The organism is Paenibacillus auburnensis (assembly GCF_927798115.1).
In the GTDB taxonomy this organism is placed as follows: domain Bacteria; phylum Bacillota; class Bacilli; order Paenibacillales; family Paenibacillaceae; genus Paenibacillus_AQ; species Paenibacillus_AQ auburnensis.
In genome coordinates, this window is record NZ_CAKMMG010000002.1 from 359084 (window position 1) to 382783 (window position 23700).

The 23700-nt window shown below is 51.0% G+C and carries 17 protein-coding genes; 4 read left to right on the forward strand and 13 right to left on the reverse strand.

Annotated features, from left to right (window positions below):
- Window positions 1-35 precede the first annotated feature (35 nt).
- The 4 genes from L6H70_RS13470 to L6H70_RS13485 all read left to right on the forward strand — a co-directional run bounded on the left by L6H70_RS13470 (window position 36) and on the right by L6H70_RS13485 (window position 5404).
- Window positions 36-1451, forward strand: a complete 1416-nt coding sequence (locus L6H70_RS13470; RefSeq protein ID WP_236333827.1) for an efflux RND transporter periplasmic adaptor subunit — start codon at window positions 36-38, stop codon at window positions 1449-1451.
- Window positions 1448-2149 (forward strand): ABC transporter ATP-binding protein, encoded by a 702-nt coding sequence (locus L6H70_RS13475; RefSeq protein WP_279306755.1) that lies wholly within the window; start codon window positions 1448-1450, stop codon window positions 2147-2149. The genes L6H70_RS13470 and L6H70_RS13475 overlap by 4 nt, the downstream gene beginning before the upstream one ends.
- On the forward strand, window positions 2149-3321 hold the full coding sequence (locus tag L6H70_RS13480; protein ID WP_236333829.1) for an ABC transporter permease: 1173 nt from the start codon (window positions 2149-2151) through the stop codon (window positions 3319-3321). Before L6H70_RS13475 ends, L6H70_RS13480 begins: the two co-directional genes overlap by 1 nt.
- A 478-nt stretch (window positions 3322-3799) precedes the next feature.
- Window positions 3800-5404, forward strand: a complete 1605-nt coding sequence (locus L6H70_RS13485; protein WP_236333831.1) for a sensor domain-containing diguanylate cyclase — start codon at window positions 3800-3802, stop codon at window positions 5402-5404.
- 100 nt (window positions 5405-5504) lie between these two features.
- Here the strand turns inward: L6H70_RS13485 and pulA are convergent, their stop codons facing one another.
- The 13 genes from pulA to L6H70_RS13550 all read right to left on the reverse strand — a co-directional run bounded on the left by pulA (window position 5505) and on the right by L6H70_RS13550 (window position 23669).
- The gene (gene pulA / locus L6H70_RS13490; protein ID WP_236333833.1) at window positions 5505-7901 is read right to left on the reverse strand and encodes a type I pullulanase; all 2397 of its coding nucleotides are present in this window, start codon (window positions 7899-7901) and stop codon (window positions 5505-5507) included.
- Between the two features lie 443 nt (window positions 7902-8344).
- Window positions 8345-10057, reverse strand: coding sequence for a phosphoenolpyruvate--protein phosphotransferase (gene ptsP, locus L6H70_RS13495; RefSeq protein ID WP_236333836.1), 1713 nt, complete (start codon window positions 10055-10057; stop codon window positions 8345-8347).
- Complete coding sequence (locus L6H70_RS13500; protein ID WP_054939643.1) at window positions 10050-10325, reverse strand: HPr family phosphocarrier protein; 276 nt, start codon at window positions 10323-10325, stop codon at window positions 10050-10052. Before L6H70_RS13500 ends, ptsP begins: the two co-directional genes overlap by 8 nt.
- A 113-nt stretch (window positions 10326-10438) precedes the next feature.
- Window positions 10439-12496 carry a glucose-specific PTS transporter subunit IIBC gene (ptsG, locus tag L6H70_RS13505; protein ID WP_236333838.1) on the reverse strand — a complete coding sequence of 686 codons (2058 nt, stop codon included), beginning with the start codon at window positions 12494-12496 and terminating at the stop codon, window positions 10439-10441.
- Between the two features lie 291 nt (window positions 12497-12787).
- Window positions 12788-13657, reverse strand: a complete 870-nt coding sequence (gene glcT / locus L6H70_RS13510) for a glucose PTS transporter transcription antiterminator GlcT (RefSeq protein WP_236333840.1) — start codon at window positions 13655-13657, stop codon at window positions 12788-12790.
- Between the two features lie 133 nt (window positions 13658-13790).
- Complete coding sequence (locus L6H70_RS13515; protein ID WP_236333842.1) at window positions 13791-15407, reverse strand: hypothetical protein; 1617 nt, start codon at window positions 15405-15407, stop codon at window positions 13791-13793.
- Window positions 15400-16110 carry an ABC transporter ATP-binding protein gene (locus L6H70_RS13520; protein WP_236333844.1) on the reverse strand — a complete coding sequence of 237 codons (711 nt, stop codon included), beginning with the start codon at window positions 16108-16110 and terminating at the stop codon, window positions 15400-15402. The genes L6H70_RS13515 and L6H70_RS13520 overlap by 8 nt, the downstream gene beginning before the upstream one ends.
- Before the next feature lie 163 nt (window positions 16111-16273).
- On the reverse strand, window positions 16274-17809 hold the full coding sequence (locus L6H70_RS13525) for a flotillin family protein (RefSeq protein WP_236333846.1): 1536 nt from the start codon (window positions 17807-17809) through the stop codon (window positions 16274-16276).
- Window positions 17809-18345 (reverse strand): NfeD family membrane protein, encoded by a 537-nt coding sequence (locus L6H70_RS13530; RefSeq protein WP_236333848.1) that lies wholly within the window; start codon window positions 18343-18345, stop codon window positions 17809-17811. Before L6H70_RS13530 ends, L6H70_RS13525 begins: the two co-directional genes overlap by 1 nt.
- Before the next feature lie 218 nt (window positions 18346-18563).
- Window positions 18564-19727, reverse strand: a complete 1164-nt coding sequence (locus L6H70_RS13535; protein ID WP_236333849.1) for an iron-containing alcohol dehydrogenase — start codon at window positions 19725-19727, stop codon at window positions 18564-18566.
- A 156-nt stretch (window positions 19728-19883) separates the two neighbouring features.
- Window positions 19884-21464 carry a UDP-glucose--hexose-1-phosphate uridylyltransferase gene (locus L6H70_RS13540; protein ID WP_236333851.1) on the reverse strand — a complete coding sequence of 527 codons (1581 nt, stop codon included), beginning with the start codon at window positions 21462-21464 and terminating at the stop codon, window positions 19884-19886.
- A gap of 38 nt (window positions 21465-21502) precedes the next feature.
- Window positions 21503-22489, reverse strand: a complete 987-nt coding sequence (gene galE / locus L6H70_RS13545) for a UDP-glucose 4-epimerase GalE (RefSeq protein WP_236333853.1) — start codon at window positions 22487-22489, stop codon at window positions 21503-21505.
- A 1-nt stretch (window position 22490) separates the two neighbouring features.
- Complete coding sequence (locus tag L6H70_RS13550) at window positions 22491-23669, reverse strand: galactokinase (protein WP_236333855.1); 1179 nt, start codon at window positions 23667-23669, stop codon at window positions 22491-22493.
- Between the last annotated feature and the right edge of the window lie 31 nt (window positions 23670-23700).

Below are 23700 nucleotides of genomic sequence, written 5' to 3' on the forward strand. Positions count from 1 at the left end.
TCAGGTTTTTATATTGAGCAAGATGGAGGATCGGAATGAAAAAGAAGAAAACAGTAATTATCGCTTCAAGTATCGTTGTCTTGGCAGTTGCAGGCATCTTGACTTATGTGCTGTGGCCGGACAGCAGCAAGGAGGCTAGTGCGGCCCCGCTGAACACAGCGGTTGTTGCAAAGGGCAATATTCTAAACAGTGTTTCGGGCTCAGGCTCCGTCTCAGCTATTCATTCTGAAAGTATCCGTACCAAAGAGGCCGGAGAAGTCGATCAGGTTATGGTCGCCAAAGGCGATGTCGTCAAAAAAGGCGATGTGCTGATTACCTTTGTGCCGAACGATTTAAGCGACAAGATGAAAGAAGCCGAGAAAACACTGGCCTCTTTGAAGACCACCCTGGAAGATAAACAGGAGAATTACAAAACCCTGGCTATGAACAATGCTACAGAAGATGAGCTGGCATCGGCAAAAACAGCGATTGAAAAAGCGGAAAGCGATATAGCCGACCAGCAGGATTCCATTGCTACGATTGAAGAGGATATGCTTCCTCCTGATCCGTTAACTGCCCCGATCGACGGTACAATTACAGCCGTAAATATCACTGACGGCGAACAGGCGCAAAACGGCTCAGAGTTGTTTACAATGACCGATTATGTGAATCTGAGCGTAACTGTTCAAGTAGATGAGCTGGATATCCCGAATATCAAGCTTGGGCAGACAGCTGCAATTACGCTGGACGCCCTTGAAGATCAGGAATTTGTGGGTAAGGTTATCGATATCGCCAAAGAAGGAACTTCCTCCAACGGGGTCTCCCTCTTTGATGTTACTGTAGGTCTGAATGATTCGACAGGCGTACTGGTCGGAATGTCAGCAGAGGTGGCCATCACGATTGAAAAGAAAAACGATGTGTTGACCGTACCTATTGAAGCTGTTTCTGAAATCAATGGAAAACACTACGTTAACGTACCTTCAACAGCAGAAGACACCAGTGCAAATGGCACAGATAGCGCAGCAGTACAAGCTCCTGCAGGCGGGCAGGCTCCGGACAGTAAAGCCCCTAGCGGCGAGTCTGCAGCCGGACAGACTACGGGTGACGGTTCTACCGGCGGCTGGCAAGGCCGCAGCGGCCAGGCCAGAGGCGGCGCCTTTCCGAGTGGTGCGCCTGGCGGCGGGTTCCCGGGAGGGGGTCGAAGCGGCACCAGCACGGCATCCGGGCAGAAAAGAGTAGAAGTCACTGTCGGTATTCATGATGAGAGCAATATCGAAATTGTCAGCGGACTTTCCGAAGGTGATGAAGTTATCATTCCGACTGTGATCAGCACAGGCTCCTCCTCTTCCACTCAGACCCAGATGAACCAAATGGGCGGTATGGGCGGATTCGGCACCGGCGGATTCAGCACTGGCGGCGGCTTTACCGGCGGACCGCCTTCCGGTGGCGGCACTGGCGGTGGGCGCCAATGAGCAGCAAGCCTCAGCCGCTGATACAAGTTGAGAATATGATTCACAGCTATGTAATGGCCGGAGAGACAATGACCATTCTCAAAGGCCTTAGCTTTACGATTGAGCATGGGGAGTTCGTAGCCATTATCGGTCCCTCCGGCTCCGGTAAATCCACATTGATGAACATGCTAGGATGTCTTGATGTAGCTAATGAAGGGGACTATTACCTGGACGGTCAGGAAATCCGGAAATTGTCTGATAACAAGCTGGCACAAATCCGCAATGAAAAAATCGGATTCATCTTTCAGAACTTCAATCTGCTGCCAAAGCTTTCTGCGGTAGAGAATGTGGAGCTCCCCCTGATCTACCGGGGGGTTTCCCACCGGGAACGCAGAGAAATTGCCCGCAATGCACTGATCAGGGTCGGCCTTGAAGAAAGAATAGATCACCGTCCGGCGGAGCTGTCGGGGGGCCAGCAACAGCGCGTAGCCATCGCCCGGGCCCTGGCCGGCACACCTCCGATCCTGCTGGCCGATGAACCTACCGGCGCCCTTGACTCCAAAACCGGGAAAGAAGTCCTGCAGATGATCAAGGAACTGAACGAACAGGGACATACCATTATTCTGATCACGCATGATCTTGAAATTGCTGAACAAGCAAAACGGATTATCCGCATTCAGGATGGAAGTCTCGTCGAGGATCGGAGGATTGCCAGATAATGATGCTATATCAAAGCATGAAAATGGCCTTTAAGAGCATACTCAGCAGTAAAATCAGAGCTTTCCTGACCATGCTCGGGATCATTATCGGTGTTTCTTCTGTCATTGCACTTGTGTCTGTGGGCCAAGGAACCACTTCACAAATTACGGAATCATTAAGTTCATTGGGTACCAACCAATTGACCGTTAACATTATGGGGCGCGGAGCGACGACCTCTCTGACGTTTGAAGAAGCGTTGGCACTTGGAGATATCGAAGGAGTTGAGAACGTCTCTCCTGTAATCAGCGGCAATGTTACTGCCAAGCATGGGACAGAAAATGTATCTGTATCCGTTGAAGGAATCATTCCCGCGTATGAGGATGTTCAGGATTTCCATGTACAGTCCGGACGTTTCCTGCTGGATATTGATACAGAGTACCGTCAGAAGGTTGCCCTGATTGGTACGGACACCGCTGAGGATCTGTTTGGTACAGATAGTCCTGTCGGTGAAAAAGTCCAGCTTAACGGAACCAGCTTCAAAATTGTTGGATTGCTGGAGAGCAAAGGCAGCACCAGCGGCGGCTCCAGTGATGAGAAAATTCTGATTCCGATCTCTACTGCTGAACGTTTCCTGCAGAGTAAAGGGGTCCGCTCCATTACGATCACTACGACCTCCAATGACAATGTTGAGGATGTCAAAACGAAGCTGGAGTCGGCCCTGGATGCCAAGTTCAGCGGTGCAGAAAATTCGTATTCTGTATTTGATTCCCAGGAAATGCTTGAGACGGTGAATGAGACCAGCAATACGCTTTCACTGGCACTCGGTGGAATCGCCGGTATTTCCCTGTTTGTCGGCGGCATAGGCATCATGAACATTATGATTGTCTCCGTGAATGAACGGACAAGAGAAATCGGGATCCGCAAAGCGATCGGGGCTAAGAAAAAGAACATTCTGATGCAGTTCATGATCGAGTCTGTCGTTCTAAGCGGTGTAGGCGGTCTAATCGGTGTTGGCTTAGGCCTCGGAGCCAGCTGGGCCGTCGGAAATTACACCACTATGAATGTGGCGACATCCTGGAATATGGTCCTGATTTCCTTTTCGTTCTCTTTGATCATCGGTGTAGTCTTCGGGATGATTCCTGCGAACAAAGCGGCTAGAATGCGCCCCATTTACGCGCTCCGCAACGAATAACGAATCCGATTATTGTAATGGAAATCCGCAAATCTCCAATCTGGAGAGTTGCGGATTTTTTTATATGCCGTCTGGGGTATCGTTCACAGAAAAGTTGGGTAATAGGACTTAAGGGCTGGAATATAAATAATTTGCAGGGTTTTATACATAATTTTCAGGTATGTTGTAAGATATGTCTACATCCTCCTTCTGCCGCGTTTGCTGACCCGGAATATCCGGAAACTGCCGCATCCCGGCCTTCGAACGTTGACGTGGCTGTTCAAAGACATAGATAACAATTCCACCCTAGCAGTACAAGCGGGAAATCCTAGACAGATGGGCAGAATCGTAAATTGTAACGGAAGCTTTGCTTTCCTGTAACTTTTGAATGACCCCTCCTCTAGCCCTGAAGGGCCAAGCTCCGCAGTGGATCCGTACCGCATGTTTCTTGCACACAGCAATGACGTTTCTCAAAGTTTGATGCGGGGAGAGGATGACAGTGGCAGGTTTATCCGATATTAAAAGCACACGCAGATTAATTCTTGTCTTTGCTGCTATCTCAATTCTTCTGGTAGTAATCAGCATCGCCTCCTTACTGTATCTGAATTCAACAATTAATAGACTCTCAGATTCTTTATACAGCGATGTTTATCAGAACTCGGAGCTGATTCTGAATGCTGACCGGGATCTTTATCAGGGGGCAGTCGCACTCCATGGAGCAATGAATCCGGATGTTTCGGGTGAGCAGCTTAGTCTGTTCGCGCAAGATTTTGAAGACAATAACACACAAATCAAGCAGCGTCTTAACATGGCCAGCTACAATATCAACGCTTTGCAGAATCCTCACAAGGGAATGAAGCAGAGTGAGCTGCTGCTCAGTGAATTAAACGATAAGCTGGTAAACTTCGAGAGCTCCTTCAAACTGTGGAAAGAAACCGGGAGGGAACTTATTTCCCGGCGGGTGCAAGGCGATTGGGACCCGAAGGCATTCTCAGCAGAGCTTATCAATACCCGGCTGAATGAAACGCGCAGTAATCTGGACCAGGCGGAGAATCTGATCGACAATTATGCCCAGCAGATCACCGTGGAATTTAGCGAGAAGAAGAGCACTCTATTCGCCGTATACTCGCTATTATTGTTCCTGCTAATCATGGTCATCATTTATCTCAGCCGTAGGCTGATCTCGATGCAGAAGGAAATGCTGGAGGAGAAATCGCTCTACCAGATCATCGGGGAGACCATGTCGGACTTCATTATTTTGACCGATCCCAACGGTCTGATCCTGTATGCTTCACCTTCTCATGCAAGTGTGCTTGGCTATATTCCGGAGAAGGGTGCACCGCTCTCCAACTATATCCGCGAAGCGGAGATTACCTGGGCGAAGCTGAAGAGCGCCGTACAGGGGACATCACGTATTTCAGAGCTGCGTATGCGATCCTCTGCAGGAAACTGGGTATGGCTGGAGACCAAAGTCTCACCTATCAGCGGTAACAAGGTTTTTCCGGCCCAGTTCATGCTCATTTCCCGAGAGATTACACAGCGTAAGCAATATGAAGAACGGCTGCACAAGCTGGCCTTCTATGACCATCTAACAGCTATTCCGAACCGGGCTCACTTTAAAATGTACATGGAGAATCTCATTAACCAGCCGGAGGAACGCAGACAGGATATTGCACTGGCGCTGCTCGATTGCGACCGGTTCAAGCAGCTGAATGACACCCTTGGCCACTTGGCCGGTGATGAATTCCTGCAGCTGCTCTCCCGTGAACTACAGCAGACCGTTAAGGGCTCCGGTCAGGCCTTCCGTATAGGCGGCGACGAATTTGCAGTGGTGCTTCACCGGTTCACAAGTACGGAGACGCTGAATGAGATACTAGAACGGCTGCTGCAGTTGTTTAATAAAACCTGGTCCGTCAGCAAAGGGTCCAGCTTCCACACCTCGGCCAGCATCGGAGTAGCCCTTTATCCCCAGCATGGAAGCAGCATCAATGAACTGCTGCGGGCTGCGGATCTTGCGATGTACCGCTCCAAGAATCACGGCGGTAACGAGGCCAACATGTATAATGAACAGGTGGATGAGGAATTTTCGGATCAATCCAAATAAATACAAGGAATACCCAATCTCATATATGCAAAGAGGCTGTGCCACCTTTTAAGGGAGAGCACAGCCTCTTGCTTTTGTATCTTCAACTTCAATATCGATTTTAACTGGTCAGCTGCAGCGGCCCATCCGTATCGCCGCCATCCATCTGCTGCCGGTCCTTCACCAGAACCTTAATCAGTTCTTCACTTCCGGAGCAATCAATGAACCGGTCACCGCCTGCTTCCTTCTCTTCCCAATCATTAAGCCGCAAAATATAGCCGACTGATTCCGTGCCCGGAACCACCTCAATCCTTGCTACTGCGCGTCCATTCTCCATTTGCCGGAAATCACATTGGCCATCCTGGATACCTGTACCCCAGACCCATAGATTCCAGCCCCTGTAATCGCCGTCCGGACGGTCATAATGTACCTCAATGATCTTGGCCCTTGGTGCGGGCTCTCCGTATCCATCATACAGCACCATCATGGATAGCCCTTCAAGCTGCACTTCATGACCCGTAACGATGCGGAACGCCTCAGTTCCGGCGTAGGTATGGTCAACTACTACGTTCCAGCAGTCCGTTGAGTCAGGAAGACTCTGTGTGACCGGCTCCGGATTGGCATTAAATATAACTATAATGTTGTTCCACACGTCACCGCCCGCATTATCCTTCAGCATATAAGCAACTACACCGCTATCACAGCGGAGGAATTCCAGCGAGCGTTCGATTTCCTGGCGTCCATGCAGGCGGAAGGCAGGGTGCGTGCGGCGCAGCTCAATCAGACCCTTGTAATACTGGAAGACAGGCATGAATGTCTGTTTATTCTCCCAGCGTATGGCATTGATGGCATCTGGGCTGCGGTAGCTGTTATGATCACCGTATTTACTGCGCAGAATTTCATCCCCGGCATGCAGAAAAGGAATCCCCTGCGAGGTCAGAATCAGACCATTGGCCAGCAAGGAGCGGCGGACGGTCTCATTGCCTAAAATATTGTGCTGATCGATGCCGAAATACGGATTAGCTGCATGGACTGCCGCCTCAACGTCTCCCCCGCCTCTCAGCCCTCCGTTCTCCAGCTCCGGCAGATTAGCCGCCTGCCGTAAGCCCTGTGACGCAAGCACCTTATCCCAGAGATTTAAATTATCATGAGCGGTCACATAATTGACCGTCTCCACCGGTGAGTCGGTGAATTCATGAATGGCGCCTTTTATTCCGGATGCCACTGCACCTTCCTTGCCGTATTCACCGGTTACGAATCCTTTGCCCCATCCGTCACTGTCACCTTTGATCGCCGAACGGAAATTATCGTTAAATACAGCATAACCTTTGCCGCGCTGCACACCTTTGAGGGTCTTTGTAGCCAGCGGCGAATCTCCGCCTGTCCAGGGTTCCCCGTAAATCAGCAGGTTCGGATTGATATTAAGCCGTAATTCCTCGGTGATCTCGCGGATCGTTACACTGTCCATCAGACCCATCAGATCGAAGCGGAACCCGTCAATATGATACTCAGAGGCCCAGTAAGCCAGGGAATCCTTGATATATTTGCGGACCATCGGCCGCTCCGTGGCAATTTCATTGCCTACGCCGGAACCGTTGGACAATCTGCCTAAATAATCATGTCGGTAAAAATAATCAGGGATCAGCGGCTCAAATGGCCCTTTTTCCACCGAATAGGTATGGTTATACACGACATCCATAATCACGGCGATCCCTTTGCTGTGCAGCGCCTGCACCATTTCCTTGAACTCGCGGATTCGGGTCCCCGGGTCATTCGGATTCGTGCTGTAAGAGCCCTCCGGAACGTTATAATGCTGCGGGTCATAACCCCAGTTATACTCCGTGTGATACTCCGCACGGGAGGCTTCACCGTCAGCCTTCAGTTCATCCACCGTCTGAAAATCAAATACCGGCAGCAAATGTACATGAGTAATTCCGAGTTCAGCTAAATGGTCTATACCCAGCGCATTTCCGGCCTTATCCGTCAGACCGGTTTCGGTAAACGCCTTAAATTTGCCTTTGTTCAGCATGCCGGAGCTCTCATGGGCCGAGAAATCCCGCACATGCAGCTCATAAATTACAGCATCGGCAGGGTGCTGCAGCTGCGGAGACTTATCCCCATCCCAAGCCGCCGGGTCGGTATCCCGCAGATCTACAATCGCTGAACGTACGCCATTCGCAGAAACAGCGGTTGCATAAGGATCGGCGGCTTCGCGCATTGTTCCATCTTCAAATACGGCGCGGTACATATAATATTTGCCCTTCAGATTACCGGAAATCCGTGCCTGCCAAACCCCGCCAGCCTCACGCTGCATAGGAATGATTCTTCCGCTGTCACTGCTATTAAGGAATGCGTTGGCACTACCGTTCCCTCCGGTTTCATACAACACAAGCGATACGGTAAAGGCCGACGGCACCCATACTTTGAACTGGCTGTATGCTGCGGTATAGGTCAATCCAAGGTCATTGCCTGCATAAGTTTCTAATTCGGTCTCTGCATTTATATAATTGCTGCTCATACATTATCACCATCCCACTGTTCACCGTGAAAAACGCCGGAAAACGGATCTGCTAACTTAATTCCAACTATTTCCACATCATTCAAAAATAATACTTGCACCTTTTTGCAAGTGAGTTGCATCGAGTATCTTTACTCCGGATTCAACCAAATAACTTGGCTCAAAATAGTATATGTAACACTATGTTCACAGGTTTGGGTCCAACAGCCTATTCTGCATCCTACACTTCATATATCGGTAAGTGGGAGTTCACACTTAAGCTAATAAAGGGAAAGTTGCTATTCTTAAGAAAGTATAACCTGCTATTGGTCAAACAGCCACTGTAAATTGATGTATATATCTTAATTTCAGCGGTCATAAAAAAACCGGCCTCCTGTTAGGAGACCGGCATAGAGTAGTTGGAAAAGTGAACTTGCCAAAACGGATCTTGCTCTTGAACCGAATTATTGTACGCTGCTCTGCACAAGTGCAGCAACTTCCTCGGCAGTGCCGAGCTGCAGCGCTTTAGCCGCCATTTCCTTCATGTCCGCAGCGGACAGCTTGGAAATCTGGCTGCGTGCCGGCAGGATGGAAGTAGCACTCATGCTGAATTCATCAAGACCCAGTCCAAGCAGCAGTGGAATGGCGGTGGAGTCACCAGCCATTTCACCGCACATGCCGGTCCATTTGCCTTCAGCATGCGCTGCGTCGATCACGATTTTGACCAGACGCAGGATCGCCGGGTTGTATGGCTGGTACAGGTACGATACCTGTTCATTCATACGGTCGGCAGCCATAGTATATTGAATAAGGTCATTTGTTCCGATACTGAAGAAATCAACTTCCTTGGCGAACTGGTCAGCCAATACAGCGGTAGAAGGAATCTCTACCATGATGCCCAGCTGGATATTGTCGGAGACTTCCTTGCCTTCTGCACGCAGGTTCGCTTTTTCCTCAAGAAGGAGATCGCGGGCTGCACGGAATTCACCCAGTGTGGCAATCATCGGGAACATGATCCGCAGATCGCCGTGGGCACTTGCTCTCAGCAAAGCGCGCAGCTGGGTGCGGAAAATATCCTGACGGTCCAGACACAGGCGGATAGCGCGGAAGCCGAGGAACGGGTTCATTTCCTTCGGAAGCTCCAGATAAGGCAGCTCCTTGTCGCCGCCGATATCCAGTGTGCGCACAACAACCGGTTTGCCGTTCATGTTCTCGAGTACAGTACGGTAAGCGTTGTATTGAACTTCTTCAGAAGGAAGCTTATCGCGGCCCATGTAAAGGAATTCCGTACGGTACAGGCCTACGCCCTCGCCGCCGTTCTCAATTACACCTGTCACATCATTAGGAGTACCGATATTGGCAGCCAGCTCTACATGCTTGCCGTCAGCAGATACGGTTGCTTCATCGCGGAGCTTCTTCCACTCGGCAATCTGCAGATCGTATGCTTCCTGCTTCGCTTTATACTCTGCCACTTCAGCATCGCTAGGGTTAATCAAGACATCGCCGCTCAAACCGTCGACAATAACCAGATCTCCAGCTTTAACCAGGGACAGAACGTTTTTGGTGCCGACAACTGCCGGGATTTCCAAAGAACGGGCCATAATCGCCGAGTGAGAGGTACGGCCGCCGATATTCGTTGTGAAACCTTTAACGAATTTGCGGTTCAGCTGTGCTGTATCCGATGGAGTCAGATCCAGCGCAATAACGATAACTTCTTCATTGATCTCTGCAGGGCTCACGTAATGAATACCGAGCAGATGGTTCAGCACACGCTTGGTTACATCGCGCATGTCGGCGGCGCGCTCCTGAAGGTACGCGCTTTTCATATTCTCAAACATTTCTACAAATTGCGTAGCTACTTCATTCAAAGCGTAGTCTGCATTAACCGCTTCTTCACGGATTTTATCCATTACGGGGCTGATCAGCTCAGGGTCTTCAAGAATCAGCAGGTGAGATTCAAAAATCTCCGCTTTCTTCTCGCCAAGCTCAGCAAGTGTACGTTCCTTGATGGCCTGCAGCTCACCCTTCGATTTCTCTAGGGCGTCCTGCAGTTTGGCCAGTTCGGTTTCCACATCGCTTACAGCAGACTTCGTAATCGTATAATCCGGATGTTCCAGGATAAATGCACGGGCTACTGCAATACCTGCTGAAGCCGCGATTCCTGAAATTTTACTCATGAATCTCTCCCAGCCCTTCTTTGATCATCACATCTTGCAATGCGCTAAGTGCTTCGGCTTCCTCGCTGCCTTCAGTGATCAGGCTGAGGGTGTCACCTGCTTCAAGACCCAGGGACAATACACCAAGAATGGATTTCAGAGTTACTTTTTTACCTTTTGCTTCTGCAAAAGCTTCTGTACCTTTAAATTTAGTAGCTGTATTTACCAGGGCAGTTGCTGGACGTGCATGAATTCCATCTTCGTCAATAATTTTGAAAGTTTTTTGCATAATAATCCAACTCGCTTTCTGTTCATTTTGGTATTGTTATTAATCACATATATTTATAAGTGAGGGCAGCGCCTCCACTAGATTATAATGGATGCGCTGCGCCATTGCACATTTTACTGAATCGTGATGATATCCTTGTCGCCGATAACAACCTTGCCCGGCTTTTTCAAGGTAACCGTAGATCCTTCTGGCAGATTGGAGAAGATGACCGGTGAAATTACGGAAGGCGCATTGGCTTTCACATACTCCAGATCCACTTCCATAATCGGCTGTCCGGCTGCCACCAGGTCGCCTTCTTCGACAAGAACCGTAAATCCTTGACCCTTCAGCTTCACTGTATTTACGCCAATGTGTACAAGTACTTCCTTGCCGCCGTCGGACATAATGCCGATCGCATGCTTGCTTGGGAATACATTGAATACTTTACCGTATACCGGCGAAGCAATTTTGCCGTCATTGGACAGGAAGGCGAAGCCGTCGCCTGTCATTTTTTGCGAGAAGACAGCGTCAGGAACCTGCGTGATATCAAGCAGCTCGCCATTAACCGGAGATACAATGTCCTCTGGAATGATCGCTGTTCCTTGTTCGCCTGCTGCTTTTTCAAGCTCAGGCTGCGGGGCAGCCGGGGCAGGAGAAGGTGTTCTGCCGTTCATAACATCCTGAATCTGCGATTTAATGGTATCGGAACGGGTTCCGAAAATCGCCTGAACGTTGTTTCCGACTTCAAGCACCCCAGAAGCGCCCAGTTTCTTCAGACGGTTCTTATCGACACCCGCTTTATCCTTAACCTCAACCCGGAGACGGGTGATGCATGCATCCAGATGCGTGATGTTCTCTTTGCCGCCTAGTGCAGAGAGAATATTGCGCGGCAGATCGTCACCGCTTGTAGAGACGGTTGCTCCATCCGTTTCGTCCGCATCATCAGAAGGATCTTCACGGCCCGGAGTTTTGAGGTTGAACTTGCGGATAACGAAGCGGAATCCGAAGTAGTAAATTACAGCAATCACCAGACCTACCGGAATAACCAGCCACCAAGCTGTACGGTTCGGGATAATACCGAACAATACATAGTCGATGAAACCGCCGGAGAAGGTCATCCCGATCTTCACATTCAGGATGTGCATGGTCATAAAGGACAATCCGGCAAAAATCGCATGTACTGCAAACAACAGCGGTGCAACAAACAGGAATGAGAATTCCAGCGGCTCCGTAATCCCTGTCAGGAAGGAAGTGAGCGCTGCAGATACCATCAAGCTTCCGACAACTTTTTTGTGCTCGGGTCTGGCTTCATGGTAAATCGCCAGTGCCGCTGCCGGCAGACCGAACATCATGAACGGATATTTACCAGTTGTGAAGGTACCCGCTGTGAATTCTACACCGTCACGCAGCTGCTGCATGAAGATCCGCTGGTCCCCGCGGACCAAGTTGCCGGCTTTATCAATGTAGCTTCCGAATTCATACCAGAATGGCGAGTAGAAAATGTGATGCAGACCGAAAGGAATCAAGGAACGCTCAATGACCCCGAAAATGAAGGCCGAAAGCGTCAGATTCGTGTTGATCATACTCTGCGACACATAGTTCAGGCCATGCTGGATTGGCGGCCAAATGATCGTCAGTGCAAGACCGAGGATCAGTGAGGTTACAGCCGTCATAATCGGCACAAACCGTTTTCCTGCAAAGAAGCCTAAGTACGACGGCAGCTCAATGCGGAAGAACCGCTTGTACATAGACGCTGCCAGTATCCCGACGAGGATACCGCCGAACACACCGGTCTGCAGGGTTGGAATCCCCAGGACGCTGGCATAAGCAAAGTCCTGCTTGCTCAGCACCCATTCATTGATTCCAAGCACGGTACCCATCGTCACGTTCATGACCAGGAAACCGATAATTGCTGCGAGTCCGGCTACCCCTTCACCGCCGGCAAGCCCGATGGCTACCCCGACTGCAAACAGGAGTGACAGGTTACTAAAGACAATTTGTCCTGAGTTCATCAATACATTAGCAATGGCTTGAACCACATCGTTTTCCAATGCCGGTACATATTGAAGGAAGTCAGGGTTAACCAGCATATTGCCGATTCCGAGCAGCAGACCCGCCGCAGGCAGAATTGCTACAGGAAGCATCAGAGCCTTACCGACTCTCTGCAAAACGCCAAACAACTTTTTGAACATTGAGGTCACTTCCTTAATCAAATTTCTTCCCAAACAAAACGCCAAAAAAGGCATGAGCAATACAGCATACAGGTTGCCTTCTAACACTAAAGTTAGATTACCCCGACTTAGGGGATTACAACCATAAATACTGTAAATCACTCATGCCTGATCGTATCAGTTACACGTTGGTATTCTGTTCATGGATAACAGGGTTCATTGTAGCATCGATAATTTAAAGTTGCAAGCATGATTTTGAATAAAATGATTTTTATACATTAACCCCAAAAAAAGTCTTTGTGGCATCAGTGCTTACCGCTCTTGCTCCATATCCGCCTCATCCTCTTTCTTCTGGGCCAGGCGCTGCAAATGAATCGTCAGATAGCTTACTTCTGCCGGATATACCGGAATGCGGACCCGTTGTTCAATGACCTTGGTCAGCTTCCAGGCAAGCATGTACATTTCCGGATACTCACGCTTCATCAGACCGTCCAGAGAGGAGGTTTCCCGCACTGTTTCACCGCGGCGCAGCCTTTCCAGCACGAAACGCAGATGGGTGACCAGCCTTGAATAATCCAGCGAATCACGCGGAACACGGTAATTCAAATTATCTTCCACCAGGCTCACTAAATCTCCGATCAGCAGCGAATGCTGCTTCACCTCTGAGATATCCCGGTTGCTGAGCGCACTGACAATATGCAGGGCAACGAAACCAATCTCATCCACCGGCAAAGTTACCGCCATTATCTCGTTAATCCTCTCTATCGCATACTCCGCCAGCCTGTATTCTTCCGGATAAATTTCTTTGGTCTCATACAGAAAAGGATTGTGAATCGCGATATTCTGCTCATTACGGCGAATGGCAAATGAAATATGATCTGTAAGTGCAATATGGATGTGTTCATTGAGCGGCTGACTGCTGCTCTGAATAATATGCAGCACGATTTCCTGCACAACCTCAATGAGCTTCTCGTCTACCTGGGGAACCAGCTGCTTATACTGTTCCTGTTCCTCCTGGTTGCGGAGAATAAACATCTTCTCCACGGAGGACAGATTGATCTTGTCACGGCTTTTACGGTTAAACCCGATTCCCTTGCCAATCACGACGACCTCGGCATATTGGGGGTGCTGGGCAATAATTACATTGTTATTGAGAACCTTGGCCACTGTTATGCTGCCCAATTCTGACACCTCTTTTACTTCTGAATACCTGTTTCTTCGAGCAGCCTGTCTATCCTAGCAGCATGTGTAGATTATACTTGAGCTACCATCATAACATCAAGAATCGGTTATTAGAAGAGTGCCGGGAGAGCAGTCATTTTACACGGAAGGTTCTTCCGCAATATTTGTAGACCAGGAAAAGAGCAATCCCCATATAGGCTGCTGCTGTCAGTAGTACAGTCACGGCGAAATACGCTGGTGTACTCTGGAACTGCATACAAATGATCCCTGCCGCTAAGATAATGCTGTTGACGATGCTGAAGAACGGATTCTTCACATTCAGCTCTGTACTGTAAGGCTGGAAGATATAGTACATAAACAAATGATGCACCGAGAAGAACAATGACAACCCGAGAATCGTTCCGCAGACAGCAAGGGCTTCCGCCGCACCCCAGGTCTCTCCGGACAAAAGAATCAGCAGATTCAAGGCCAGACAGATGGCCACAGCCGGAATCAGATTAAGCCCGCTGATGCGGAGCAGACGAATGCGGAAATTAGTGAGAATAGCCGACCGCTCCCGGTAAAACCCGTAACGCAGCAAACTAAGATCACAGTTGAAGAACATCGCCTTACAGACCCTCTCCCCGATGGAACAAAAATTCATAATGATAATAAATGCAGGCAAACCACCGATCAAATAACGGGCCAGCTTCGCGAACAAATCCGGTGTGGAGAACTGTAACAGCAGCCCGGCGGCAAAAAGCGCCCCTATAATCACCAAACGCCGTTTAACAGGCTCCACCAGAAAACGCCGATGCCGTGAAAAGAAGATCGCGTTCAAGTAAGCATAACCGTTCTTTCCCGCAAATTGATCACGCCGAAGCTGCTCTGCCGTGAAGTCCTGCTCCTTGGTCTCTACTTGTTTCTGGTTTGCCTCTCTCATCATCCGTCCCATATCAAGCAGCGGATCATCAATTTTGGTCACCGCATCGACTGCGTTCCGGTACCCCGGGTATCTGGCAATATAAACTGCCGAGATCGTCCCTAATAAGAGCAGCGCCAGACTCATCGGCAGATTAAATAACATGGCGTCCATATCCAGCAAGGCATTTCCTGTGTAGAGAGGCGCGTAAGCAAGCAGATAGCCAGCTCCAATTACAATCCAGACCAGGGCCGTCTGTTTAACCAGCACGATTGCCTTGCGGTCAAAAATCCACAAATGCAGCGCTTCCGCGGCTGTCCGCCAGAGTGTCAGCAGCAGGGACAGCAGCAGACCATGCCAGAGGGGCGCGCCATACTCACCCGCAAAGACCATCATCGCCGGCACAAAATAAATAAAAAAGGTCAGCCCCCTAAGGGTCATTATGGCATGCATGTATTTATCGGCGGGCAGCCTCATCAGTTTGACACAGATGTATTTATCCCGCCTGGGCTCCAAAATAACGGCACTCGAAACCGCACTGACCCCAAAGCTCAGCACCACCACCACGTGGAGATACAAATCGTATTGCTGAGGCAGCGGAAGCTCTTTACCGGCGAGCATAACAGGCAAGAACACAACCAGTCCCAAATAAGCAAACTTGGACAGAAAGCCATACAGAATGTTCAGGATAACCGCAACTACAGTAAATGTTTTTTTGAGCCCATGGCGTGAATATACGCTGTCATCCATTACCTTTCCGAGCAAAGGTATTCTTCCAAAATAGTACATCAGCCGGTTCGCGCCGGAGGTCCCACGGATCCCAACAATACTGTTAAGCGTACTAATCATGGCCGTCCCCGTCCCTCAGCAGGGCGATGATCCGCTCCTCAAATTCCGGGCTGTGCAGCGTATCTGCGGGGATTTCCTGAAGCACTCCTTGGTTCAAAATAACCAGCTCATCACACAGATCGGCGGCAAGCTGCAGAATATGGGTGGAAAAGATAATAATATGGTCCTGCTTCATTTCCCGCAGCAGCTTCTTAATCTCAAGTGCCACTACGACATCAAACGAGGTCAGAGGCTCATCCAGCAGAATCAGCGGCGGCCTGGTGATAATGAAGCAGAGCATCTGAATTTTATTCTTCATACCATGAGAATAGCCCTTGATCAGCCGGTGGCGGTCTTCCTCCTCAAACCGGATGATATCAAAATAGTCCCCGATGGTTCTCCCCGGCTCTATCTTGTCCCGGTTGATATCCATATAGAACTTCACAAATTCATAGCCGGTCAGAAACTCTGGAAGAATGGGCAGGGAAAAGACATAGCCGATTTCATCCTCGCGCAGCGGCAGGCTGACATTCTCTCTCCGCAGAAATACGCCTCCTCTGTCCATCGGGGTTTCTCCGCTCAGACAGTTGAACAATGAGGTTTTACCTGCGCCGTTACGCCCCAGCAGGCCGTAGATTTTACCCTTTTCAAAAGTAAAGTCGATGCCTTTCAGTACTTGCTTATCGCTATAGCTCTTCCTTATATTATCCAGTATCAGCTCCACTCTGTTCCCCTCCGATCGATCTGATTCTACTCGCAAAGTTTGCAGCGTGCCTGAATACAGAAGAATCAGCACGTCTGCTGTTGCAGGAGACGTGCTGATTCATAAGGAGCCTCAGCAGAAAAATTCTGGCACCTCCGCCTATATTAGCACTTCATGGTATCAGCTATTCGGTTAACTCTTTGCTCTCAGCCGGACTTTGCGGCTGCGGCACAGCTTGAATGATACTGCCTGCAGGTGCTGGCACGGATTTCTTGGTGAGTCCTTTGATCAGTGCCTCGACATCAATGCCGGAGACGCTCTTCAGCATTTCTGGAGCGGTGGCCATCAGCTGGGTCACATAATTGCTGACCCGGGCTGCTCCTTCGCCGTTGCCTGTATCCACCACTGTAAGCTTATCGATGGAAGCCAGCGGTTCGGCAATCCGGCCGGCCAGATCTGGCAGCATTTTGACGATGATGTCGAGGACTGCGGCTTCACCGAACTTCTGGAAGGCTTCGGCCAGCTTCTCCTTAGCCTCTGCTTCGGCAAGACCGCGCAGCCGGATAACCTCGGACTCCGCTTTACCTTTGGCCAGCTCCGCATCAGCCACCGCCTGGCCTTCCAGCCGTTTCTGCTCGGATGTCGCTCTAGCCTGGGTTTCGATGCTGTATTGCAGGGCATCCGCCTCGCGCATCCGCTTGGCCTTGTCGGCTTCCGCCGCCTGCTCTACCGCATAGCGGTCAGCTTCCGCCTTTTTCTTCACTTCCGCATCATACTGCTTCTCGCGGACCTGAATCTCCTTAGCCTGCAGATCAATTTCGCGCTCTTTGCGGACCAGCTCGACCTTCATCTGCTCTTCCACCACCGTCTGCTTGGCACGCGCTTCCTGAATGTGATACGCCTGGTCGGCTTCCGCCTTGGCTGTATCCTGGTCTCGCTTAAACGCAGCGACTTTGAGCTGATTGTCTTTCGACGCTTCAGCGATGTTCGTATCACGCAACAGCTCAGCCTTTTGTCCCTGCTCCTCCGCATTCGCCTTCTGGATCCGCGCATCCCGCAGCGCTTCCGCTTCAGCGATTTCCGCATCCCGCTTCACAGCGGCAATCCGCGGCTTCCCGAGTGCTTCAAGGTAACCGTGCTTGTCGCGCACATCCTTAATCGTGAACGAGACGATCTGCAGCCCCATTTTCTTCAGATCACGCGCAGCGACGCCCTGCACCTCCTGGGCAAAACGGTCCCGGTTTCGGTACACCTCTTCTACGGTCATTGAACCGAGAATAGCCCGCAGATGGCCCTCAAGCACCTCCTGGGCTTCACTTTTCAGCGCATCGATCGGTTTCCCCATGAACTGCTCGGCAGCTGTTGCCACATCCTCAGTGGAGCTGCCCACCTTAATAATCGCCACGCCGTCAGCAATAACGGGAACCCCTTGCTCGGTGTATACTTCCGGGGTTGTCACATCAAGCTTATGGGAGAGCAGCGACATAAATTCTGCCTTTTGGAACACCGGGAGGATGAAGGCACCTCCCCCGCGGACAATTTTAATTTTGCGGCCGGAGCCGTCATCGGAGATATGATTCCTGCCAAGAAACGAACCGGTAACAATCATCCCTTCATCAGGTCCTACTGTCTTGTAGCGGGCCCAGAATGCGATCCCCAGCACAAACAGTACAGCAACAACTACTGCAGGAATTAACAAATAATCAGGAATATCAACCATCACATATCCGCTCCTTTTCTCTCTTCAAATTCCGATACAAAAGCAACGCCTTCACGGACCTCCACTACAACTACCTTGATCCCGGCAGGGAGGGACTGGTGCTCAAAGCTTGCCGCCGTATGCAGGCTATTGCCCGCGCCAAACTTCACCATGATCTCCCCATAGCCTGCCGCCGGAACCGGGACCGTAATTTCCCCAATCTTACCGGGCAGATCATTCATAGAGAAGCCCGTGGACATCTCGCTTTTATCCATTGGCTTGATCACTGCGAGATACAGGACCACCGCCATAAACGCCGCTATCAGCAGTGACAAGGCAAGAACTGCACCATCTTCCAGCCCGCTGTAGCGCGTAAGCAGTATTCCTGCTCCTCCGAATACCGTAACTGCTCCTGTCAGCACGGCAGGATTCAGGAAATCGAACGAGACGAAATCAAAAATCCCGTGCAACGCATTCCCGATCAGATCCCCCACCAGCACGCTGACCACCGTAAAAATTACGCCAAGCGCCAAACAGCCCAAATACAGCGTTTGCATATTTTACTCCTCCCGTCTCGTAGTTCCGGACTGTCATACTACTATAAACGTTCAAATCATGTCCTTGGTTTCACAAAGTTGGATTATTATCTCATAATTGGATCTTCCGGCAAGATGGAATCCTGAAATTTCATGGGCAAAAAAACAAGCCGCTCCTTTTACGGAACGGCTTGCCTTGATATTATGCGCCGCTATTGGCGGAAGAAGGTCTCCAGCTCTTATAGCGCCATTTTGTAGATTTCCACAACATCCTCGCGCTGCAGCTTGCGGAAGTTGCCAAAAGGCCCGAACCGCACTGCTTTATCGGCCATGCTGCCGATTTCGCTGTCATCGATGTCATAATCACCGAGCGTCTTCGGAGCGCCGATGGAATCCCAGAAGCTGCGCAGGGCTTCAATTCCCTCTAGTCCTGCTTCTTCATCCGTTTTGCCGGAAGGATCAATTCCGAACACGTTCACAGCAAGCTGGCGGAAGCGGGCTGGATTCGTGCTGAGATTGTACTTCATCCACTGCGGGAAAAGAATCGCCAATCCTCCGCCATGCGGAATATCGTACACTGCAGAGACAGCATGCTCAATGTTATGCGTAGCCCAGTCACCGGCAAAGCCCATGCTCACCATACCGTTCAGCGCCATCGTTCCGCAGTACATGATTGTTTCACGCAGCTCATAATTGTTCAGGTCCTCGATCAGCTTCGGAGCCGTTTCAATGACAGTACGCAGCAGCGTCTCACAGAAGCCGTCCTGTACAGGCGTGTTACCGTCAGTGTGGAAATAATGCTCCAGCGTATGGGACATGATGTCCACCATGCCGTAGACGGTCTGGTCACGCGGTAGAGAGAAGGTATTCTCAGGATCAAGAATAGAGAATGCCGGGTAGGCATGTACACTGCCCCAGCCCATTTTTTCTTTGGTAACTTCATTCGTGATTACCGAACCATTATTCATTTCCGAACCCGTAGCTGCCATTGTCAGCACCGTGCCCAGCGGCAGTGCGCCTTGCGGAGCAGCCTTGCGTTCTACAAAGTCCCACATGTCGCCTTCATATTTCGCTCCTACCGCTACAGCTTTGGCACAGTCCAGTACGCTTCCGCCGCCGACAGCAAGAATCAGCTCAATATTGTGCTCACGGCACAGCTCCACGCCTTTATGTACAGTGGACAAGCGCGGATTAGGTTCAACTCCGGCCAATTCTGTAACGACCGCTCCGATTGCCTTCAGCTCAGCAAGCACATTATCGTAGAGCCCGCTGCGTTTGATGCTGCCGCCTCCGTACATCAGCAGGACATTTTTTCCGTATTTTGGCACTTCCGTTTGCAGCGCCTGCAATGTTCCTTGTCCAAATATCAGCTTGGTAGGGTTATAAAAATCAAATTTACGCATATGTGTACCTCCGTAGTTTAGATAATAGGATGCAATAGTATATTATAAACCTCCGGCGGGCCGCATACAAATCGGCGCAGCAATCTTCCTCCGTCACATAAGAAATGCCCCGGCCGCAAGGGCCGGGACATTTCATCAGGAGTTTGTACTTTTTATTTATACTGCACCGAAGCTTTGGACGAACCGGCGGAAGGCAGCCTGTCCTTCTGGTGTCCGTTTGTATACTCCGGCATGCTCCAGAATATGTGTGAACTTGATGCCCACCTCATTCTGTACAACCTTAACAGCTTCCTCACGGCCAAGTCCTGTGCCGAAGCGTTCCACAAGCTCGTCGATCCAGGAGGCATGCAGTGCCAGCGCGTGGCCCTCTTCATTCTTCACTGCCTGCTGCAGCGCCTGATCTCCGGCAAGAATGCCGGCAACCGCATCAAGCTCTTCCTTCAGGCGTCCCGGCAGAATCGCCAGCCCCATTACCTCAATCAGGCCGATGTTCTCCTTCTTGATATGGTGCATCTCCCGGTGCGGGTGGAAGATTCCTTCAGGATACTCCTCGCTGGTCCGGTTGTTGCGCAGCACCAGATCCATCTCGAAGCCTCCGTCCTCTGCACGGCGCACAATAGGAGTAACCGTATTATGCGGAGTCTGCACTCCATCTACGTCACTGAACGCCAGCACATCGGCTTCAGGGTCACTGTAGCCTTGCCAGGCTTCATACAGCGCGTTTCCGCATTCCAGAAGCACTGCCGGGTCTTCCCCGTGCAGACGCAGCACCGACATCGGCCATTTGACGATGCTCAGGCTTACCCCAGGATAAGAGGCGTGAGTGAAGCTGTCCTCCTTGGGCGCTTTCTGGATCGGGAAGGTATGCCGTCCGCCCTGGAAATGATCGTGGGTCAGAATCGACCCGCCGACAATCGGCAGATCCGCATTGGAGCCGATGAAATAATGCGGGAATGACTCTACAAAGGAGAGCAGCCGCTTCAGCGTATCCTTGGTCAGCTTCATCGGCACATGATCATGATGGAAGACGATGCAATGCTCGTTATAGTACACATACGGTGAATACTGGAAGAACCATTTCTCGTTGTTCAGCTCCATCGGAATAATGCGCAAGTTCTGACGCGGCGGATGATTCACCCGGCCGGCATAACCGACATTCTCGCGGCAGAGCTGGCATTTCGGATAGACCGGCGGCGGCAGCAGCCGGGCCATGGCGATTTCCTTCGGACTTTTCTCCGGCTTGGACAGATTGATCGTCATCTCAATGTCACCGTAAGGCGAATCCTGCAGCCAGTAGACATTCTTGGCGACACGGTCCATCCGGATATAGTTGGAATCGATGCTCAGCTTGTAAAAGCGGTCTGTAGCTGCAGTTATGCCCTGCTCGGCAGCGAGGCTGTAGAACTCAGCATTAACTTCCGAAGGCCGGGCCATCAGCAGCCCCATAATTTTGGCATCCAGCAGATCGCGGTACGTATCGGTGTTCTCCGGAATCAGCCCGGTTTCGAAGCCGTAATCAATCAGCACATCAAGCGGTGCTTGCGGGCTGGTCAGCGGAGCTTCGTTGAACTCCAGAGCATAAGGCTCGCTGAATCCGAACTGGTCGAGCAGTTCATTGCGGCTGTAATCGACATCCGCCGGCTGGATCAGCTGGTGGTGCGAAGCGAACAGGACAAGCTGTTCAATCGCATACAGCGCCTGCTGCCCTGCGGGAGCGGCATGGTTATCGTTAGGCATGTTAATTCTCCTTCATGTGGTCTAGCGTAATCTGTATATTATTCTCCGTACCCCTGAGGGTTCGCAGAATGCCAGTTCCAGGCGCTCTGAATGATATCTTCGATGTCTGCACGCTGCGGATTCCAGCCGAGAACCGAACGTGCTTTTGCGGAGGAAGCCACCAGCACCGCCGGATCACCGGCGCGGCGTTCCTGAACCACAACCGGAATATCCCGGCCTGTCACCTTCTTGGCAGCTTCAATCACTTGCTTCACCGAGAAACCTAGACCGTTACCAAGGTTGAAAATATTGCTGGCACTGCCGCTGCGCAGATAGGTTACCGCGCGGATATGGGCATCGGCCAGATCACTGACATGGATGTAGTCGCGTACGCAGGTTCCGTCCTCCGTCGGATAGTCATCTCCAAAGACAGCAATGCTCTCGCGCTGGCCAAGTGCTGTTTGCAGCACCAGCGGAACCAGGTGGCTCTCCGGACGGTGGTCTTCGCCGATTTTGCCGCTGTTATGTGCCCCGGCAGCGTTAAAGTAGCGGAGTGCCACATATTTGATGCCGAGTACTTTGTCGAACCAGGCCATCATGCGTTCCATGGTCAGCTTGGTTTCACCGTATACATTCGCCGGCTCTGTGCGGTCGCTTTCTTCGATAGGTACCTTTTCCGGTTCGCCGTAGGTTGCTGCCGTCGAGGAGAAGACGATTTTGTCCACACCGGCATGCTGCATGGCTTCCAGCAGACATTGGGTGCCGTACACATTGTTATCGTAGTATTTAACCGGGTCTTTCATGCTCTCGCCGACCAGCGAGCTGGCGGCAAAATGAATTACCGCTTCAATTTTGTTCTCGGAGAACAGCTTCGCCAGCAGCTCCTTATCACGCAGATCGCCCTCATACAGCTTGCCGCCCAGCAGCGCCTCACGGTGCCCTGTCAGCAGATTGTCGATCACTACAACTTCCTCGCCCCGCTCCAGCAGCTCCGCCACTGTGTGAGATCCGATATACCCTGCTCCGCCTGTTACTAGAATCGCCATCTTATTTCACTCCTTCTAGTTCTTCTACACCGTTGCCGATGCCGCATACATAGAATTCGCCGGTAAGACCGGTTCTTGCTGTATAAGCTTCGCCTACTTCACGGATAAAGCGTTCCACATCATCTTCATGCACCAGCGATACTGTACATCCGCCAAACCCTGCGCCGGTCATCCGGGAACCGAGCGTGCCGGGAATACGCTGTGCTTCTTCAACCATAACATCCAGCTCCTCGCAGCTCACTTCATACAGATCGCGGAGCGAAGTGTGGGAGTCGTTCATGAACAGGCCGAACTGCTTCAGGTCGTTGTTCTTCAGCACCTCCACAGAATCAAGCACACGCTGGTTCTCTTCCACAACATGGCGGGCGCGGCGTCTGACGGTTTCGTCAGCAATTTTATCCTGATGGAGCTCGAATTGTTCGGGCTTAAGCTCTGCCAGATAGGACAGGGAAGGCACTTCCTGCTTGAGAATAGCCAGCGCTTCGTCGCATTGGCTGCGGCGCTCGTTGTACTTCGAGTCTACAAGCCCTCTCTTCTTGTTCGTATTGCCGATTACCAGCTTATAAGCGCCGGTTGCAAATGGCACCAGGCTGTATTCCAGCGTGTCGCACATCAGGAGAATCGCATGGTCGCGTTTGCCGTTGGCTACTGCGAACTGATCCATGATCCCCGAGTTGACACCCACGTACTGATTCTCAGCGCGCTGGGACAGCAGGGCAATCTCTACAGTATCCGTATCTCCGCCCAGCAGCGACAGGAAGGCATAGCCGGTCACGACTTCGATGGAAGCCGAAGAGGAAAGGCCGGAGCCGTTCGGAATATCGCCGTGGAACAGCAGATCGTAGCCGCCGGAGAGTGGAAGATCCTTCTTCGCCAGCTCCACCAGCACACCGACTGGATAATCCACCCATTCTCCGGTTTTGGCCTTGCCGATTTCACTGTAGTCGATAGTAGCTTCATAAGGGAAGTTCGTGGAAGCGAACCGTACCTTACCGTCGCTGCGCGGACGCACGATAAGGGTAGTGCCGAAGTCCAGTGCTGCCGGGAACACGTAACCACCGTTGTAATCCAGATGCTCTCCGATAAGATTCACACGGCCCGGAGCATAAAATACCCGCGCCTCCTCGGTGCTTTCGCCGTACTTCTCGATAAATTTGCTGTTAAGTTCCTGTATGCTCATTAATGCCACTCCACCCTTTCGCTGTTCTCAC